The 18,910-nt window shown below is 63.4% G+C and carries 17 protein-coding genes; 10 read left to right on the top strand and 7 right to left on the bottom strand.

The window, feature by feature from the left end; translation table 11 throughout:
• Window positions 1-44 precede the first annotated feature (44 nt).
• The 7 genes from V1288_RS08580 to V1288_RS08550 form a co-directional block, all read right to left on the bottom strand.
• Window positions 45-611 (bottom strand): thioredoxin family protein, encoded by a 567-nt coding sequence (locus V1288_RS08580; RefSeq protein WP_334356631.1) that lies wholly within the window; start codon window positions 609-611, stop codon window positions 45-47.
• A 16-nt stretch (window positions 612-627) separates the two neighbouring features.
• Window positions 628-1,317: a cytochrome c biogenesis CcdA family protein gene (locus V1288_RS08575; RefSeq protein ID WP_334361250.1), complete on the bottom strand. Its 690-nt coding sequence runs from the start codon at window positions 1,315-1,317 to the stop codon at window positions 628-630.
• A gap of 233 nt (window positions 1,318-1,550) precedes the next feature.
• A complete protein-coding gene (locus V1288_RS08570) occupies window positions 1,551-1,751 on the bottom strand; it encodes a hypothetical protein (RefSeq protein ID WP_334356630.1) in 201 nt (66 codons plus the stop codon).
• 176 nt (window positions 1,752-1,927) lie between these two features.
• The gene (locus V1288_RS08565; RefSeq protein WP_334356629.1) at window positions 1,928-2,539 is read right to left on the bottom strand and encodes a sigma-70 family RNA polymerase sigma factor; all 612 of its coding nucleotides are present in this window, start codon (window positions 2,537-2,539) and stop codon (window positions 1,928-1,930) included.
• Between the two features lie 268 nt (window positions 2,540-2,807).
• The gene (locus tag V1288_RS08560) at window positions 2,808-3,548 is read right to left on the bottom strand and encodes a response regulator (protein WP_334356628.1); all 741 of its coding nucleotides are present in this window, start codon (window positions 3,546-3,548) and stop codon (window positions 2,808-2,810) included.
• Window positions 3,545-5,290 carry an ATP-binding response regulator gene (locus V1288_RS08555; protein WP_334356627.1) on the bottom strand — a complete coding sequence of 582 codons (1,746 nt, stop codon included), beginning with the start codon at window positions 5,288-5,290 and terminating at the stop codon, window positions 3,545-3,547. Before V1288_RS08555 ends, V1288_RS08560 begins: the two co-directional genes overlap by 4 nt.
• A complete protein-coding gene (locus V1288_RS08550; RefSeq protein WP_334361249.1) occupies window positions 5,260-7,254 on the bottom strand; it encodes a sensor histidine kinase in 1,995 nt (664 codons plus the stop codon). The genes V1288_RS08555 and V1288_RS08550 overlap by 31 nt, the downstream gene beginning before the upstream one ends.
• 576 nt (window positions 7,255-7,830) lie before the next feature.
• On the opposite strand from V1288_RS08550, the gene ugpB reads away from it, so the two are divergent.
• The 10 genes from ugpB (at window position 7,831) to V1288_RS08500 (ending at window position 18,803) form a co-directional block, all read left to right on the top strand.
• Entirely contained in the window at window positions 7,831-9,207 is a 1,377-nt protein-coding gene (gene ugpB, locus V1288_RS08545) for a sn-glycerol-3-phosphate ABC transporter substrate-binding protein UgpB (RefSeq protein WP_442893929.1), read from the top strand.
• A gap of 114 nt (window positions 9,208-9,321) precedes the next feature.
• Window positions 9,322-10,275: an aminoglycoside phosphotransferase family protein gene (locus tag V1288_RS08540; RefSeq protein WP_334356625.1), complete on the top strand. Its 954-nt coding sequence runs from the start codon at window positions 9,322-9,324 to the stop codon at window positions 10,273-10,275.
• Window positions 10,276-10,514: 239 nt separating this feature from the next.
• The gene (locus tag V1288_RS08535; protein WP_334356624.1) at window positions 10,515-12,134 is read left to right on the top strand and encodes an ABC transporter substrate-binding protein; all 1,620 of its coding nucleotides are present in this window, start codon (window positions 10,515-10,517) and stop codon (window positions 12,132-12,134) included.
• Between the two features lie 123 nt (window positions 12,135-12,257).
• Complete coding sequence (locus V1288_RS08530; protein ID WP_334356623.1) at window positions 12,258-13,271, top strand: ABC transporter permease; 1,014 nt, start codon at window positions 12,258-12,260, stop codon at window positions 13,269-13,271.
• A 9-nt stretch (window positions 13,272-13,280) separates the two neighbouring features.
• On the top strand, window positions 13,281-14,180 hold the full coding sequence (locus V1288_RS08525) for an ABC transporter permease (RefSeq protein ID WP_334356622.1): 900 nt from the start codon (window positions 13,281-13,283) through the stop codon (window positions 14,178-14,180).
• A 109-nt stretch (window positions 14,181-14,289) separates the two neighbouring features.
• On the top strand, window positions 14,290-16,089 hold the full coding sequence (locus V1288_RS08520) for an ABC transporter ATP-binding protein (RefSeq protein WP_334356621.1): 1,800 nt from the start codon (window positions 14,290-14,292) through the stop codon (window positions 16,087-16,089).
• 18 nt (window positions 16,090-16,107) lie between these two features.
• Window positions 16,108-16,290, top strand: coding sequence for a DUF4089 domain-containing protein (locus V1288_RS08515; protein ID WP_334356620.1), 183 nt, complete (start codon window positions 16,108-16,110; stop codon window positions 16,288-16,290).
• A 34-nt stretch (window positions 16,291-16,324) separates the two neighbouring features.
• The gene (locus V1288_RS08510; RefSeq protein ID WP_442894016.1) at window positions 16,325-17,701 is read left to right on the top strand and encodes an AtzE family amidohydrolase; all 1,377 of its coding nucleotides are present in this window, start codon (window positions 16,325-16,327) and stop codon (window positions 17,699-17,701) included.
• Between the two features lie 2 nt (window positions 17,702-17,703).
• Complete coding sequence (hpxZ, locus tag V1288_RS08505; protein WP_334356618.1) at window positions 17,704-18,102, top strand: oxalurate catabolism protein HpxZ; 399 nt, start codon at window positions 17,704-17,706, stop codon at window positions 18,100-18,102.
• A complete protein-coding gene (locus V1288_RS08500) occupies window positions 18,099-18,803 on the top strand; it encodes a GntR family transcriptional regulator (protein ID WP_334356617.1) in 705 nt (234 codons plus the stop codon). Before hpxZ ends, V1288_RS08500 begins: the two co-directional genes overlap by 4 nt.
• Window positions 18,804-18,910 lie beyond the last annotated feature (107 nt).

Raw genomic sequence — 18,910 nt, 5'->3', positions numbered from 1 at the left:
GGCAAAGTGTGCGGCCGTAATGTGACAGCCTGAGTTGCGTGATCTCAGCTCGCAGCGTTTAACAACCGCGCCACGGTGCGGTCGATCTCCTCGTATTGGCCTTCGCCATCGTGCTGGAACACGATCTTGCCGTTCTGGTCGACGATATATTGCGCCGGCCAATAGCGGTTACGGTAGGCGTTCCAGGTCTGCGAATCGTTGTCCTGCGCCACCGGATAGGTGATGCCGTGCCGCTTCAGCGCGGTCTGGACATTGGACGCCGAACGTTCGAACGGAAACTCCGGGGTATGGATGCCGATAACAACGAAGCCGCGATCCCTGTATTTGGCGTAGAGCTTGGTGACGTGCGGCAGCGTGTTCACGCAGTTGACGCAGCCATAGGTCCAGAAATTCACCAGCACCACCTTGCCGCGGAGATCGGCCAGTTTGAGCGGCGCGGAATTGAACCAGTTGCCGAGGCCGACGAAATCGGGCGCGGTGGCCTGCGTTGCGGCGACGGCGAACGGCGTTTCCGTCGCGTGTGCCGCATCACCGCAGAAGGCAGGTACTACCGAGCCCGCGAGAGAAAGCATGGCGATCACAGCGGATGCGGCGAGTGAGGGTAGGGTCATAGTGGTCTCCATTGGATCAGAGGCCGATCTGGCCATTGGGGTAAAATCCGGTCAGCCACGCCACGATCAGCGTGTCGTACTGGAAGTAGGAGAGAAGCGCGAAGGCGATCACGACGACGCCGAACCCTTGCTGCAGTCGCGGCGCGATCCGCGCGACGCTGCGAACGCGGGTGGTGACGGCCTGCCCGCCATAGGCGATCGCGAGCATCGGCAGCGCCGCGCCGATCGCATAGACGACGAGCAACAGGCTCGCCCAGGCAGTGTCTTTCGATGTCGCGATGACGGTCAGGATCGAACCCAGCACCGGGCCGGCGCAAGGCGTCCAGACCAGGCCGAGCGTGGTGCCCAGAACGAAGCCGCCAATCACGCCCTGACGGGACGCGGCCGAATGGGCGCTGAAGGCGCCGATCCGGACCGAGAGCCATTCGAACGGTGCCGGCCAGATCATCAGCAAACCGAAGCCGACCAGAACGACCGCCGCAGCGTTTCGCAGATGATTGGGGTCGAAATCGAACACGCGCGTGATCGCACTCAGCAGCAATGCCACCATCGAGAATGACATCACAAAGCCGAGTGCGATCATCGCCGGCCGTACCTTGCCGGACTGGCCGACCGATGCCCCGAGGAGGATAGGCAGCATCGGGAGCGTGCAAGGGGCAGCCACGGTGACGACACCTGCGAGCAGCGCGAGAACGAGATTGAGCATCGAAAAGTCCATCACCGGTCCCGGCGCGACATTGCCGGGTGCTTGATGAAATTCGCGGTGATGGGGCAGGGCGTTACGTGCGCGACGGCCTGGGCGGCGTCACGTCTCTGTGAGACTTTTTCGCGCGACGCACACGAAATCAGGCGCCAAAAACAGAGCGACCCGGCTGGGGGGCATCCCGGCCGGGTCGTTGGAGGTTACTTGGGAGGTCCAGAGCTTGGGAGGCTAGAAATTCAGCGGGGGGTCTCGCTGTCGTAGGAAATCACGCAGATCTCCTTGGGACTCTTGGTGCCGCAGTCCACCACCTGTTCACGCACGAACGTCGAACCACTGTCGCGCTGGGCGCGGGGCTGGACGTTCTGGGCCGAGAGGGTGGCGAGGGTCGCGACGGCGCCGAGCGGGACGATGAAAAGGCGGAAGGACGGCTTCAGCACGTTCGCTCTCCTGTTCGGCGTTGGTGTTGCGGTGTTGGTGAAAGGTATAGGGGCCGAGTTTTTCCGGGTGATGTCGCCGATTGTTTCATTTGTTTCGTCGGAGGTAAGCTTTGTCCGCCGAAATCGACCCGTTTTTCGCTCCCAATGCTGTGTCAACCTATTGAAACAGCGTCGCTTTATGCAGCGAGGCTGTCCACGCCGGCGCCCTTAAGCAACTCGGCCAATTGTTTGCGGGCATAGAACATCCGGGTCTTCACCGTGCTCTGGGGAATCCCGATGATCGCGCCGGCCTCTTCCACCGACTTCTCATGGTAGTACACCAGATTGATGATCTCGCGATGGGCCGGCGACAGCTTGGCGACGCAGGCGCGCAGGATCGCGCTGGTGTTGCTGCGGTCGAGCGAGGCCTCCGGCGTGTCGGCCCCATCGGCGATCTCGAGCACGTCTTCCTGCTCGATGTCCTCATGCTTGCGCTGGCGCAGCGCGGTCAGCGCCTTGAAACGGGCAATCGACAGCAGCCAGGTCGAAACCTGCGAGCGGCCCTCGAACTGGCTGGCGGTCCGCCACACGTCGAGGAACACCTGGCTGACGAGGTCTTCCGCCATCGTGGTGTCGCGCACCATGCGCAGCACGAAGCGGTAAACCCGGACGTTATGACGGGAATAAAGCACATGCATCGCCGTGCGGTCGCCCTTGGCAATACTCTGCAGCAGCATTTCGTCGGATGTCGCACGGGCGGCGGCAATCGACTTCTTGGCTGCGGCGTTGATGGCGATGACGTTCGACATGACAGGCTCCCAATTCCGACGCCGGGCGGCGTTTCGTTGGGAGGATTGTTAATTAGGCTCGGTTTCGGGACGTCTGCACCAAAAGGGAAAAATGGTTTCGTGCAGGAGAGAATTGTTTCGTCGCGGGGCCTGCGACGAAACATTCGGGGCGAAAATGCCAGTAATTTCAATATGCGGAAAATTGGAGGATTTCAGATGCGGATTAGTTCCGAGCAGGCGATCGTCGTCCCTGCGAACGCATGCGTTCGCAGGGACGACGGAGAAAGACCTAGCCCTTCTCGCCCGTCGGCGAGAACAGATAGCCGCCGCCTCTGATCGTGCGGATTACGGCGGGCTTGGTCGGGTCGATTTCGATCTTGCGCCGGATGCGCATGATGCGCAGGTCGACGGCGCGGTCGAAGGCTTCGGCATCGCGCGCATTGGCCAATTCCAGCAGCCGCTCGCGCGACAGCACGCGCTTCGGATTTGCGGCGAACACTTTCAGCAGGCCGAATTCGGACGCCGTCAGCGGATGCTCGTTGCCTTCGTCGTCGCGCAACGCCTGGGCTTCGAGGTCGAGCCATTTGGTGCCGAACCGCACTAGCTGTTCCTTCTCCGCCTTTGCAGCCGCAGCCTCAGGCGCAGCCGCGGCCCTGGCGGGCGTGCTGCGGCGAAGTACCGAGCGGATGCGCGCCATCAGTTCGCGCAGCTCGCAGGGCTTTGCGATGTAGTCGTCGGCACCGAGTTCGAGGCCAACGACGCGGTCGATCGGGCTTGCGGTGGCCGTCAGCATGATGACGGGAACGTTGATGCGGCTCTTGAGGTCGCGGATGATCGACAGCCCGTCTTCCTCGGGCATGTTGAGGTCGAGCACCACGAGGTCGGGCACGTTGGTCTCGATTACGGCGCGCAGGCTTTTGCCGCCGTCGCACAGCGTAACGCCAAAGCCGTGCATCTTGAGGTAATCACCGACCATCTCGCGGGCCGGTGCCTCGTCATCGACAATGATGATGTGCGGGCTCTTGGTCATGTCGTTTCTGTCGCAGGCAGTGTAACGGTAAACGTCGATCCCTGTCCGGGGCCGGCACTATCGGCGGTGACATGGCCGCCATGCATGTCGATGATACGTTTGACGATCGACAGTCCCAGGCCGGTCGAACTTTCTCCGGCCGTCGGCTTGGCCGAGAGCCGCTGGAAGCGGCCGAACAGCCGGCCGAGATCCTCCGGCGAAAGGCCGGCGCCCTGGTCGGCGATTCGGATCACCGTGTCGCCGCCCTCATGGGCAACGGCCACCGTGATCTTGCCGCCGATCGGCGAGTATTTGATGGCGTTGCTGACGAGGTTGTCGATCGCCTCGCGGATCCGGTCGGCATCGCACATGGTGACGATATTCGGCGGGGCGGATACGGTGATGGCCTGTTGCTTGTTGACCGCCGAGGGCAGGTTGGAATCGGCGACCTCGGTCACGAGCGCTGCGATATCGACCGGTTCGCGACGGATGGTGATGTCGAAGGCATCCGCCATCGCATCCGAAATCAGGTGATCGACCATCGAGGTCAGGCGCTTGGTGGCGTCCCGGATATGCTCGACCTGGGCGGTGACGTTCTCCTTGGGCGAGCCGGCGCCGATCAGCTCGGTCAGCATTTCGGTGCGGCCGAGGATCACGCCGAGCGGATTCTTCAAATCGTGGGCGACGGTGCCGAGAATTTCGTTCTTGAAGCCGTTGGCGCGCTGCAGCCGCAGCCACTGCGCCGAGAGTCTTCGGTTGGCCTGCATCAGCGCGCGGGTGCGCTGGGCGACGCGGTCCTCGAGCTGGGTATTGGCCTCGTGCAGTTGCCGGTAGAGGATGACGTTGTCGAATGCGATCGACAGCCGGCTGGAGAAAATCTCGACCAGCGCGCGATCGGTGTCGGAGAGCTGGCGCTCGGCCTGCAGCAGCACCACCACTTCGCGACCGCTTCCGGTGCGCAAATAGAGCACGCTGCGGTGGTCGGCGAACTCGTTTTTGCGGCGCTGGAAGGCGGCTTCCACCATCACCCGCAGATCCGGATCGAGCGCCTTCGAACTCGTGGTGCCGATAAAGCGGCTGTAGCAGCCCGAGCCTGCGAGGACCGAGAATTCGCTCCCCGAGGCGCCGTCGTCGCGCAGCACCAGGATGCCGGCGCAGTCGACATTGAGCAGCGAGGCGAGCTGCGTCAACACGCCCTCCGCAAGCCGCTGCATCGATTTGAAGTCGTAGAGCGTCGAGGCGGCGTCGATGATGATTTCAAGCCCGCGCCTGGTCTGCACCATGCGCTCGAGCTGCTGGTAGCTGCGCAGCGCCGCGGTGAGCGAGGTGAACAGCTTGTCGGCCGTCAGCTCGGTCTTGGCCTTGTAGTCGTTGATGTCGTACTGGACGATGACGCGGCGCTCGGGCGCTTGTCCCGGCTGGCCGGTGCGCAGAATGATGCGGACGGTTTCGTTCTTGATCTCGTTGCGGATGTATTCGACGAGCTCCAGCCCCGCGACGTCGGTTTCCATGATGACATCGAGCAGCACGGCCGCGACATCAGGATTGTCGCGCATCAAGGTGCGGCCTTCGGCCGCGGAATAGGCGGAGAGGATTTCCAGCGTCGCGCCGTGCAAATTGTAGTCGCTCAGCGCAAAGCGGGTGCCCTCGTGCACCGCGGCATCGTCGTCGATGACGGCGATCTTCCACTTGCGGGCGGACGAGTCCTCCGGAGCTACTCCGGTATCGTCGATCAGGTGGAGGACATCGTCCTGTTCGGCCATTGAGAAGTTCCGTCGGCTGCTGTCTGGTCTGTACTCGTGGATCCGCCCTTGGCGACTTTCGGCATGATAATGCGGAAGGTGGTGCCTTGTCCCAGCCTTGACTCCAGCATCATCCGGCCGCCGAGCTGTTGAGTGACAAGATTATAGACGATATGCAAGCCCAGCCCGGTACCGCCTTCGTTGCGGCGCGTCGTAAAGAAGGGGTCGAACGCCTGCCGCTGCACGTCCGGCGTCATTCCGGCCCCGTTGTCGGCAAAAATGATCTCGACATCGTCGCTGCCGCGCCCCCGTGCCGAGATCGAGATCGCCCCGGAACGGCCGTCGGTAAAGGCATGATTGGCGGCGTTGAGGAAGAGATTGGTTAATATCTGGCCGTAGGAGCCGGGATAGCCGTCGATGAAAAGCCCTTCCGGCACGTCCACCGACAGCGTGATCGCCGCCTTCTTCAGCACCGGCTTCAGGCTGGCGACGATCTGGTCGGTGGCCTCGCTCAGGTTGAATTGCCGGCGCTCGGCATGCGAGCGGTCCACCGCCACCTGCTTGAACGACTGGATCAGCTCGCCAGCGCGGTGCAGGTTCGCCACCAGTTGCCCTGCTGCATCGCGCGAGCTCTTGACGAATTCGTCGAGCTTGGAGCGGCGCAGCGGCTCGGTGCGCAATTCCTGCTCGAACGTCTCAGCCCGGCGCGCGAAGCTCGAGGCCACCGTCAGGCTGATGCCGATCGGGTTGTTGACCTCATGGGCGACGCCGGCGACCAGCCCGCCGAGTGCCGCCAGCCGTTCGGCGTCGATCAGGTTCTGCTGCGCGGTGTTGAGTTCGAGCAGCGCGCTTTCGGCCCGTTCCTTCGAGGCGCGCAGCTCGTCCTCGGTCTTGCGCTTGGCGATGGCGTTTTCGCGGAACACGTCCACCGCGCGCGCCATGGCGCCGACCTCGTCCCTGGCGGTGGTGCCCTGGACGCGGCGATCGTAGTTGCCGGAGGTGATCGCATGCATCGCCGCCAGGATCTGCTGCAGCGGCAGACGGATCGAGAGCGCGATCAGAACGCCGGCGGACAGGATGACGCCGAGGAACATCACGGCGATCGACAGCACCCGGCGCGAGATGGCCGACAGCGTCCTGTCGAATGTCTCCTGCGCCTTCTGCTCGCGCTGGCGCATCTTGCCCGACAACTCGTCGATGACGCCGATGGCCTCGGCCTGGCTGGCGTCGATGGTGTTGCGCAGCAGTTCGGTCCGGATCGCGAGTTGCTCGGTCAGCTTGGCCATCCCCTCGCGCAGCGCCACGGTGCGCGCCTGCAGCCGCGTCAGCGCCATGCGCTGCAGGTCGTTGTCGGCGAGGTCGGTCATCACGGGGATGGTCTTCTCGATCGTCTCGGTATTTCTGCGGGCGTCCTCAGCGGAGGCCGAGGCGGGCGACAGATAATAGGCGTTGGCGGCGACCAGCATGGCCGTGAACGCTTCACGGGATCTTCCGAGCGACGGCCAGATCTGCGCGTCGCGATGGCCGGTGGCGCCCTCGATGATCGAATACAGCCCGGCCATTTCGCGCGCGGGGCCCAGCACCTGCTGCTCATAGGTCTTGGTGATGGTGGCCTGCACGGCGCGCAATTCGCCAAAGCCGTTGAGGAAACGGTCGGTGACGTGCTCGAGCCGCGCGACCGATCCTGACAGCATCGGGTCGTTGGCGGCGCGCGTGGTGAGGGTGCCGAGCACCGCTTCGCGCAGCAGCAGGATCTCGGCGAACAGCTCCGGGCTCGGCTGGTTGATGTAGCGGTGGATCAGGTTCTGCAGCCGGCTGGTTTCGCTTTCCAGCAGCGCCAGGATCTTGTCGGACTCCCGGACCTGCCGGACGTCGTCCCAGGCCGAATCCAGCACCTTGGCGCCGTTCCAGATCAATACGGCGAGCACCACGACGACGGCGGAGTTCAATGCCGCGATCGACAGGATGCGCCAGCGGATCGGCACCGCGCGCAGCCACTGCACGACGCGAAACCGGCCGCGCGCGGCGAAACTCGCCGGCCGTTCCGCTGCTCGCTGTTGTTGCGGTGCGCCGGTCAAATTCACTCCACTCCACGAAGATGCGCGATCAATACCGGCGTCGTCCCCCCGATCAATGCAACGATGGTACGGTTGAGGTCGGCTGCGCCGGTCCTGATATGTTCTCGGGCTTCCTGTTCCGCGCCGGACCGGCGGGAATGGAACGCATCGATCGGATGCCTCTCGCTCTGGGGATCTGGGATACGAAACTCGCGCGCAAAAACCCTCGTTGAAACCGCCGTAAGCAACAGCGCGACAACAAGCACGACGGTCCGCGAAAGGTCGGCGCGGCGATACACAGGCGACAATCCCCTTAGAGATGGAGTCTGCGGCGGGGAGAAAAGGTTCAACGCATTTTTAGCAGAATTTACCGATGTTTGGCTATTGAAGGCTGGGCTGGCGGGGGATATGCGGTGGGTAATACTGATAATCTCGCTGCAATCTTAAATTGTGTTGTGCGCTGCGGTGATGCCGAGCGGATTGAAGCCGCGGTCTGAGGGATTTATGAGGGTGCGGCGAGCAGGTACATCGCCGGCGCGGCAGAGCAGGATAGTCACCGTGAAATTGGTCTTGAGATTCTTGCAATTCGCAGCGCTCGCCGCCACCGCGCTTGCGTCTCCGGCGCAGGCCGCCACCGAGATCATGTGGTGGCACGCGATGTCGGGGGAACTCGGCAAGCAGCTCGAAAAGCTGGCGGCCGATTTCAATGCGTCGCAGGCCGACTACCGGATCGTGCCGACCTACAAGGGCAACTACACCGAGACGGTGACAGCGGCGATCTTTGCATTCCGTTCGCGAAGCCAGCCCGCCATCGTTCAGGTCAACGAGATCGCGACCGCGACCATGATGGCGGCAAAGGGCGCGATCTATCCGGTATACGAATTGATGCGCGACCAGTCGGAGCCGTTCGCGCCGGAGGCGTATCTGCCGGCCGTGACCGGCTATTATTCCGACGTCGCCGGCAACATGCTGTCGTTCCCGTTCAATGTCTCGACGCCGATCCTTTATTACAATAAGGATCTGTTCCGTGCCGCCGGTCTCGATCCGGAGGTGGCGCCGAAGACCTGGGCCGAGGTCGGCGCTGCGGCGAAGCGCCTGCGCGCGGCCGGTTCGCCCTGCGGGCTCACCACCTCCTGGCCCTCCTGGGTCCATGTCGAGAATTTTTCCGCATTCCACAATCTGCCGCTGGCGACCCGGGCCAATGGCTTTGGCGGGCTCGATGCGGAGCTGACTTTCAATAACCAGGACGTGGTGCGGCACATCGCGCAGCTTGCAGAATGGCAGGCGACGAAAGTTTTCTACTATGGCGGCCGCGGGCAATCTGCCGAGCCGCGCTTTCAAAAAGGCGAATGTGCGATCTTCATCGGCTCGTCCGGGACGCGCGCGGACATCAAGGCCAATTCCAAATTCGAGGTCGGTTACGGCATGGTCCCGTACCGGCCCGAAATCGCCGGTGCCCCGCAAAACTCCATCATCGGCGGCGCCACCCTATGGGTGCTGCGCGACCGGCCGCGTACCGAATACACCGGCGTCGCGCGATTCTTCGCCTATCTCTCGAAGCCGGAAGTCCAGGCCGCCTGGCATCAGAACACCGGTTATCTGCCGATCACCCGCGCCGCCTTCGACCTCACCCGCGCACAGGGCTTTTACGATCGCGATCCCGGCGCGGCGATCGGTATCGAGCAACTGACCTTGAAGCCGCCGACCGAGAACTCGAAGGGAATCCGGCTTGGGTCCTTTGTGCTGATCCGCGGCGTGATCGACGAAGAACTCGAGCAGGTTTTCAGCGGCAAGCAGTCCGCGCAGGCAGCGCTTGATCTCGCCGTCGAGCGCGGCAACCGCCTGCTGCGCCAGTTCGAGCGGGCGAACCCGGATAGATAGCCATCCTCTCCGTCATTGCGAGCGAAGCGAAGCAATCCATGGCGCCACTTGCGGAGACATGGATTGCTTCGTCGCTTCGCTCCTCGCAATGACGACAAACGAAGTCAGGCCACCATGACTGCATCACTGCCGGCATTCACAGATTACGAGCCCTTCCGGGCCTGGCGCGAAGAGCCGGCGCAATGGGTGCCGATCGCGCTCGACATCGCCCGCAGCCACGGCCTGGCGTGCGCGGCACCGCATGTCTTCGCCACCGGCACCAACGTCGTCATGGCGCTTGACGAGAAACTCATCCTGAAGATTTTCCCGCCCTTTCTTCGTTCCCAATGCGTCTCGGAACGCGGCTCGCTCGCGCAGCTTCGCGGACGGCTTCGGATCGCGATCCCCGAAATCGTCGCCGAAGGCGAGCGCGACGGATGGCCCTATCTCGTCATCACGCGGCTGCCGGGCATCCTGGGCGCGCAAGCGTGGCCGTCTCTGCCGGAACAGGAAAAGGAGCGTGTGCTGGCGGAAATCGGCGAGACCGTTGCCGAGGTGCAGCGCGCCCCGATCGGCGCGTTGGCCCGGATCGAGCCGGACTGGGGCGGTTTCATGCGAGGGCAAATCGCGGGATGCCGCGCCCGGCACGAGCGCCTCGGATTGCCGCAGAAATTCCTGGATGGGCTGGACGAATTGCTGCGCGATGCGGCGGCGCTCATTCCGTTCGACAAGCCGCCGGTGATTCTGATCGGCGAATATATTCCGGAGAATTTCCTGTTGAGGCGCGATGGCGACCGCTGGCACCTCGCGGGCCTGTTCGATTTCGGCGACGTGATGACCGGGTGGGGCGAATATGACCTGCTTGGCCCGAGCGCCTTCATGACCGCCGGCATGCCGCGTCGCGTGCGAAGTCTTTTTGTGGGGTACGGATATTCAGCCGCGGAGATCAATTCCGACCTGAAGCGGCGGCTGATGGCGCTGATGCTGCTCCATCGGGCGAGCGATCCCGTCAGGCACGTCTGTATCGAGGGATGGCAAGAGAAGGCCGCTGACCTCCTCGAATTGCAGGATTTGCTTTGGCCGATTTGAAGGGAGCGCCGGAGGCCGCACAGCAAAGGAGCGGGTCAAATAGCTGCAAGAAAAATAGGCAAATATGCTTCTTTGTATGCAATCCAGGTCCGAATCGACTGCCGAGAAATTCCGGAGAATCGCCGATCCGTTAGATAGATCAGTATCTTAGGTGAGGGTTAGCTTTCCTTTAAGGATTGGCACAAACCTTGCGATTCCAGTTCCAAAGCCATTTTCCTCAGGCGTTTGGAGCATCACCCATGAAGCGTCGCGATTTCCTGAAATCCGTCACCGGAGTTGCCGCGGGCGCGATGGTGCCCGCGCCGGCGATCTGGTCCGCGGCCAAGGCTGATGCGCGGTCTGAGACGCTATTGATCGTCTCGGAAAGCGGCCCCAACAATCTCGACATTCATGGCGTCGGCACCAACGTGCCCGGCTATGAAGTGTCGTGGAATTGCTACGACCGCCTGATCAGCCACGAGATGAAGAGCGGTCCGGGCGGCGTGCCGTATTACGATCGCGACAAGTTCAAGCCCGAACTCGCCGAGGACATGAACGTCGGCGACATGTCGGTCACCTTCAAGCTGAAGAAGAAAGCCACGTTCCACGACGGCACGCCGGTCACGGCCAAGGACGTCAAGTGGTCGCTCGATCGCGCGGTGAGCGTCGGTGGTTTCCCGACGTTCCAGATGGGCGCAGGCTCTCTGACCAAGACCGACCAGTTCGTCGTCGTCGACGACAACACCGTGCGGGTCGATTTCGCCAAGAAGGACCGTCTCACGATTCCTGACCTTGCGGTCATCGTGCCCTGCGTCGTCAACTCGGAACTGGTGAAGAAGAACGCCGCCGAGAAGGATCCCTGGGGACTCGAATACACCAAGCAGCAGACCGCGGGCTCCGGCGCCTACAAGGTGACAAAGTGGACCGCCGGTACCGAAGTCATCATGGAGCGCAATGACGCCTGGGTTGGCGGCCCAATGCCGAAAGTCAAGCGCGTGATCTGGCGCATGGTACCGCAGGCCGGCAACCGGCGCGCGCTCCTGGAGCGCGGCGATGCCGACATCTCCTACGATCTGCCGAACAAGGATTTCGTCGAGCTGAAGGACAACGGCAAGCTCAACATCGTCTCGGTGCCGTATTCCAACGGCGTCCAGTATATCGGCATGAACGTCAAGATCCCGCCGTTCGACAACCCCAAGGTTCGCGAAGCCGTCGCCTGCGCGATCCCCTACCAGAAGATCATGGATGCGGTGCTGTTCGGTCTCGCCAAGCCAATGTTCGGCGCCGCTGCCGACAAGGCGACCGAAGTAGCGTGGCCGCAGCCGACCAAATACGTCACCGATATCGCCAGGGCCAAGGCGCTGCTGGCGGAGGCCGGTCATCCCAACGGTTTCGAGACAACGCTGTCGTTCGATCTCGGCTTTGCCGGCGTCAACGAACCACTCTGCGTGCTGGTGCAGGAGAGCCTCGCCCAGATCGGCATCAAGACCACCATCAACAAGATCCCCGGCGCCAACTGGCGCACCGAACTCAACAAGAAGGTGCTGCCGCTCTACACCAACGTGTTCTCCGGCTGGCTCGACTACCCCGAATATTTCTTCATCTGGTGCTACGACGGCAAGAATTCGATCTTCAACACCATGAGCTACCAGTCGAAGGCGATGGACGAATTCATCAGCGGCGCCGTCGACGCCGCGGCCACCGGCAACACCAGCAAATACGACACCGATGTAAAAGGTTTTGTCGATCTCGCCTTCAAGGACATCCCGCGCATTCCGCTGTATCAGCCCTACGTCAACGTCGCGATGCAGAAGAATGTGTCGGGCTATCAATACTGGTTCCACCGGCGTCTGGATTATCGCGCGCTGGTAAAGGCGTGAGCGGGCGAATGGCGAGTGGCCAGCGAATAGGGAGCAGCGAATGGTGACGAACGGCCGCGGATATCTATTCGCCATTCGCCATTCGCTATTCGCGCGCTCCTTGCGGAGCAAGGAGCGCACCCCATGCTGACCATGATCGGCAAGCGGCTGATGTTCGCGATCCCGTCGCTGATCGGGGTCGTGATCGTGACATTCCTCCTGACGCGCGCGCTGCCGGGTGACCCGGCCGCTTATTTCGCCGGGCCCGCGGCGAGCAAGGAAGCGATCGAGCAGATCCGCAAGAAACTCGGCTTCGACAAGCCGCTGATCGAGCAATTCCTGCGCTACACCAACGATCTCGCGCATGGCGATTTCGGCAACTCATTGACCACGGGCCAGCCGGTCGCGACCGAAATCCGCAACCGCCTGCCGGCTTCCGCCGAACTGACGCTGCTCGGCCTCGTCGTTTCGATCGCGATCGCGATTCCGCTCGGCATGCTCGCCGCCACCCGGCCGGGCTCCTGGATCGACCATCTCTGCCGCGTCACCACGACGGCCGGCGTATCGCTGCCGGTGTTCTTTACAGGCCTCGTGCTGGTCTATGTCTTCTATTTCAGGCTCGGCTGGTCGCCGGCGCCGCTCGGCCGGCTCGACGTGTTCTACAGCGCGCCACCGGCCGTGACCGGCCTCTATCTGATCGACGCGCTGATTGCGCGCGAATTCGAGACGTTTCGCTCGGCGCTGAGCCAGATGATCCTGCCGGCGGCGACGCTGGCGATCTTCTCGCTGGCGCCGATCGCGCGCATGACGCGGGCCTCGATGCTGGCGGTGCTGGCGTCCGACTTCGTCCGCACCGCGCGCGCCAGCGGGCTGTCGCCGTCGACCGTGATCGTAACCTACGCGTTTCGCAACGCCATGCTGCCGGTGATCACCACGCTCAGCATGGTGTTCTCGTTCCTGCTGGGCGCCAACGTGCTGGTCGAAAAAGTCTTCGCCTGGCCCGGTATCGGCTCCTACGCGGTGGAAGCGTTGATCTCATCGGACTTCGCGCCGGTGCAGGGTTTCGTGCTGACCATGGCGGTCATGTACGTGCTGCTCAATCTGATCATCGACATTCTCTACGGCGTAATCGATCCGCGCGTGCGGCTGGAAGGGTGAGGTTGGAACATGAGTAGCGTTGCGCCTGCCGTTGAACCCGCCGGTCCCGCACGTACCTCGGGATTGGCTGCGGTCTTCGAACATACCCGCTACGTGCTCGGCGAAAACCGCGTCACGGCGTTCGCTTTCGGCCTGTTGATCATCATCCTGTTCGCGGCGATCTTCGGCCCCACCATCGTGCCCTACGATCCGCTCGCCAGCGATACCGCGTCAGCCCTGAAGCCGCCGTCGGCGGCGCACTGGTTCGGCACCGACCAGTTGGGCCGCGACATTTTCAGTCGCGTCGTCGTCGCCACGCGGCTCGATACGTTCATCGCGGTTGCCTCCGTGGCGCTGGTGTTCCTGATGGGGGGCCTTGCCGGCATCGCCGCCGGCTATTTCGGCGGCTGGACCGACCGCATCGTCGGCCGCATCGCCGACACCATCATGGCGTTTCCGCTGTTCGTGCTGGCAATGGGCATCGTGGCGGCGCTCGGCAATACCGTACAGAACATCATCATCGCGACCGCGATCGTGAACTTTCCGCTCTACGCGCGCGTCGCGCGGGCCGAAGCGAACGTGCGCCGCGATGCCGGCTTCGTGCAGGCGGCGCGGTTGTCGGGCAACGGCGAAATGCGGATTCTGCTGGTGCACATCCTGCCCAACATCATGCCGATCATGATCGTGCAGATGTCGCTGACCATGGGCTATGCGATCCTCAACGCCGCCGGGCTCTCCTTCATCGGGCTCGGCGTGCGGCCGCCGACGGCGGAATGGGGCATCATGGTCGCGGAGGGCGCAGGCTTCATGGTTTCGGGCGAATGGTGGATCGCGCTGTTCCCCGGGCTTGCGCTGATGATCGCGGTGTTCTGCTTCAATTTGCTCGGCGACGGCCTGCGCGACATCGTCGATCCGCAGCGGAGGACGTGATGGTTGACTCAAGCTTTGCTCGTCTCGGCCCCCGCAAGGGGAATGCGACAGGGGTCCTGACCGTTCTACTTTGCATGGGGTTGTTTTCGATATTTTTGCGGAGGTCGTCATGACCGCCCAGCCTTTGCTCGACGTCAGCGATCTCACCGTCGAATTCACCACGCGACGCGGCATCGTGAAAGCCGTGCAGCACGTCAACATTTCCGTGGCCAAGGGCGAGACGCTCGGCATCGTCGGCGAATCCGGCTCCGGCAAGTCGGTGACGTCGTATGCCGTGATGCGGATTCTCGACCGTGCCGGCAGGATCGCCGACGGTTCGGTGATGTTCTCCGGCATCGACGTCAAGGCCGCGAGTGAAAACGAGATGCGCGATCTGCGCGGCCGCGAAATCTCGATGATTTTTCAGAACCCGCGCGCCGCACTCAATCCGATCCGGAAAGTGGGCGATCAGATCGAGGATGTGCTGCGCCAGCACGTGCAGAGCGCGGCCAGCGACCGCGGCGAAAAGGCGATCGAGGCGCTGGAGCAGGTCAAGATCGCGCGCCCGCGCGAGCGCTACCATGCCTACCCGTTCGAACTCTCCGGCGGCATGTGCCAGCGCGTGGTGATCGCGCTGGCGCTGGCCTGCAATCCGCAGCTCCTGATCGCGGACGAGCCGACCACGGGGCTCGACGTCACCACGCAGAAGGCGGTGATGGATCTGATCGTGGAACTAACGAAGCGCCGGCACATGTCGACGATCCTGATCACGCATGATCTCGGGCTCGCCGCCGCCTATTGCGACCGCGTGGTGGTGATGGAAAAGGGCCGGGTGGTGGAGACGGCGAAGTCGGCGGATATTTTTGCCAGGCCCGAGCACGCCTATACCAAGAAACTGATGCGCGCGACGCCGAGGATCGGGGTGTCGTTGCGGGATCTGCTGCCGGAGGACGAGACTCCTGTCATGGCCGGGCATAGCCGTCCGAAGAACGGCGTCGCTTCCGCTCGCCAATGCCCGGCCATCCATCACTCTTCAGAAGGCTCTTCTTCAGTGATGGACCCCCGGGTCAAGCCCGGGGGTGACGACATCACCAAGCCCCTCCTCCTCGTCGAAAAGCTGGTGAAGGAATATCCGCGCCAGGGCGCCAGCGCGGTGTTGTCAAAACTGTTCTCCCGCAAGCCGCCGGTCGAAGCCGCGATATTCCGCGCGGTTGACGGCATCGGCTTCACCGTCGGCCATGGCGAGAGCGTCGGCCTGGTCGGCGAATCCGGCTGCGGCAAGTCGACGACCTCGATGATGGTGATGCGTCTGCTCGACCAGACCTCCGGCCGCATCCTGTTCGACGGCGAAGAGATCGGCGCCATCCTGCCGCAGGCATTTGCGCGGCTGCCGCTGCGCAAGAGTATCCAGATGGTGTTCCAGGACCCGACCGACAGCCTCAACCCGCGCTTCACCGCTGTGCGAGCCATCGCCGATCCGCTTCTGCAGCTTGGCGATGTCAAAGGCCGCGACGCCTTGCGCGCCCGCTGCGAGGAGCTTGCCGGGCTGGTCGGCCTGCCGGTCAACCTGCTCGATCGCTTTCCGCACCAATTGTCCGGCGGCCAGAAGGCCCGCGTCGGCATCGCGCGCGCGATTGCGCTGCATCCCAAGCTCGTGATCCTCGACGAGCCGACGGCGGCGCTCGACGTCTCGGTTCAGGCGGTGGTGCTCAATCTGCTGCAGGATCTCAAGCAATCGATGGGCATGAGCTATTTGTTCGTGTCGCATGATCTGAATGTGGTGCGTTTGCTGTGCGATCGTGTCATCGTGATGCGCGCGGGACGAATCGTGGAGCAGGGCACATCCGAGCGCGTGCTCGGCGATCCGCAGGATGCCTATACGAAGGAATTGCTGACGGCGATCCCGCATCCGCCGTTGCCGGTTCACTAGAAATCGAGTGGGAGCGAAATGGCTGCCGACCCCCTGAATAATTACATCGACGCTGTTGCGAAAGCGCTCGCGCTGCCGGTCGAGGAAGCCTGGCGTCCCGCCATACGCGCGAACCTCGAAGTGTCGCTGAGGCTGGCGCGGCTGGTCGACGAGTTTCCGCTGCCGGATGAAACCGAGCCGGCCAGCGTCTACATTGCGTGATGGCGCCATGACCGTGACCGTGAAATCAGATGGAATGTCGGCGCAACAGATCGCGCAAGCCGTAACGGATCGCAAGCTTTCCGCGCTCGATGCGACGGAAGCCGCACTGGCGCGGATCGCCAAACACGATACTGTGCTGAACTCCTTTACCGATGTCACCGCGGATCGCGCGCGTGCCACGGCCAAAGCAATCGATGCCAAGGTCGCCGCCGGTCAGAAGATCGGTCCGCTCGCCGGCGTGCCGTTCGCGGTGAAGAATCTTTTTGACGTCAAGGGGCTCGCTACCCGCGCCGGCTCGAAGATCAACCGCGATCTCGCAGCCTCGCCGCGCGATGCCACGCTGATCGAGGGCATGGAGGCTCAAGGCGCCGTTTTGGTCGGCGCGCTCAACATGGGCGAATACGCCTACGATTTTACGGGCGAGAATGTGCATGACGGCCCGTCGCGCAATCCGCACGATCCGACGCGGATGACCGGCGGCTCTTCGGGTGGCTCGGGCAGTGCAGTCGGCGGTGCGCTCGTTCCGATCGCCCTGGGGTCCGATACCAACGGCTCGATCCGGGTGCCGTCGTCGTTCTGCGGCATCTTTGGCCTGAAGCCGACCTACGGCCGGCTGTCGCGCGCGCGCTCGTTTCCCTTTGTCGCGAGCCTCGATCATCTCGGCCCGTTCGCGCGCAGCGTCGGCGATCTCGCGCTGGCCTATGACGCCATGCAGGGTCCTGACGCCGATGACGCGGCCTGCACGACGCGACCGGTTGAGCCGGTCGCCTCGCGGCTGGCCCAGGGCATCGACGGCTTGCGGGTCGCGGTGGCCGGCGGTTATTTCCAGAAGAATGTTTTCCCGGAAGCGGTCGAGGCTGTCGCACGCGTCGCCAAGGCGCTGAATGCCGCGCAAACGATTGAAATTCCCGAGGCCGCGCGCGCCCGCGCTGCGGCTTACGTGATCACCACGACCGAGGGTGCCTCGCTGCATCTCGACCGCCTGCGCAAGCGTCCGAACGATTTCGATCCGGCGGTGCGCGACCGCCTGATTGCGGGGGCGATGGTTCCGGCGCCACTGGTCGATCGCGCGCAAAAATTCCGCCGCTGGTATCGCGCAAAGGTACTGGAGCTGTTCAGATCGGTCGACGTGATCATCGCGCCGGCCACGCCCTGCATCGCGCCGAAGCTCGGGCAGGTAAACTTCGTGCTCGACGGCGTCGAACTGCCGGTGCGCGCCAATATCGGCATCCATACCCAGCCGATCTCGTTCATCGGCCTGCCCGTGGTTGCAGTGCCGGTGCCGCTGGAGCCGATGCCGATCGGCGTGCAGATCATTGCTGCGCCGTGGCGGGAGGATATTGCGCTGCGCGTCGCGCACGCGCTGGAACAGATGGGCGTTGCCGCTGCGCCGCCGCCGAGAGGATTGTAGCGATGGAGATCGATCTTCCCGACGTGCTGGCCGAAGTCACCGCGCAATTCGCGCGCTATGAAAAGGCGCTGGTGTCGAATGACATTGCGGTGCTCGACGAATTGTTCCGCAACGATCCCCGCACGCTGCGCTACGGCGTCGGTGAAAATCTCTATGGCTACGAGGAGATCATGGCGTTTCGCGCGGCGCGCTCGCCGGTCGGGCTCGGCCGCAGGACCGACAAGACCGTGATCACGACCTATGGCCGCGACACTGCCGTCGCCTCGACGCTGTTCTATCCCGAATCCTTACCCGGCAAGGTAGGACGGCAGATGCAGACCTGGGTGCGCTTTGCCGATGGCTGGAAGGTCGTCGCCGCCCATGTCAGCATCATCAACGAAGCACAGGGTCAAGCGACATGAGCCTGGAGGATCTCCCGGAAACCACGGTTCGCCGCGTCGATCGGCCGTCATTGCAACGCGACAAGGTCACGCGCGCGGAAGAACTGCGGCTGCAGTTGGCCGACGAGATCGTGCGCGGCGTGCTGCGGCCGGGTTCGGCGCTCGACGAGACGGATATTGCGCGGCGCTTCTCCGTGTCGCGCACGCCGGTCCGCGAGGCGCTGCGGCAATTGGTGGCGAGCGGCCTAGTCGAAGCCCGCGCCCATCGCGGCGCCGTCGTCGCGCAGCCCTCGCTGGATCGCTTGACTGAAATGTTCGAGGCGATGGCGGAGCTGGAAGCGCTGTGCGCCGGCCTCGCCGCCGAGCGGATGCCGCCGGCCGATCGCCAGAAGCTGGAAGGGATTCACGAGGAATTGCGGGTGCTGAGCCACGCCGGCAATCCCGAGCGCTTTCACGAGGTCAATGAGCGCTTCCACAACGCGATCTATGCCGGCTCGCAGAACGGCTACATCGCCGAGATGACCTTGGCGACGCGGGTGCGCGTCCAGCCGTTCCGCCGCGCCCAGTTCCGCAACCTCGGACGGCTGGCGAAATCCCACGCCGAACACGACCGCGTCGTGGTCGCGATCATGCGCGGCGACAAGTCGGGTGCTGCGGCCGCGATGCGCGCCCATATCGAGCTGGTGCGCGGGGAGTACGAACTCTACGCGGTGTCGGTGTAAGACGTTCGCCGCTTGCGCAAGATCGTAGGATGGGCAAAAGCGCACTTGCGCCGTGCCCACCATCTTTCCGCCGCTGCATTTGATGGTGGGCACGCTTCGCTTTGCCC

The organism is Bradyrhizobium sp. AZCC 2176 (assembly GCF_036924645.1).
Classification (GTDB): Bacteria; Pseudomonadota; Alphaproteobacteria; order Rhizobiales; family Xanthobacteraceae; genus Bradyrhizobium.
The sequence above is the reverse complement of the archived record's forward strand: the minus strand, read 5'-3'. Positions and strand labels throughout refer to the sequence as shown.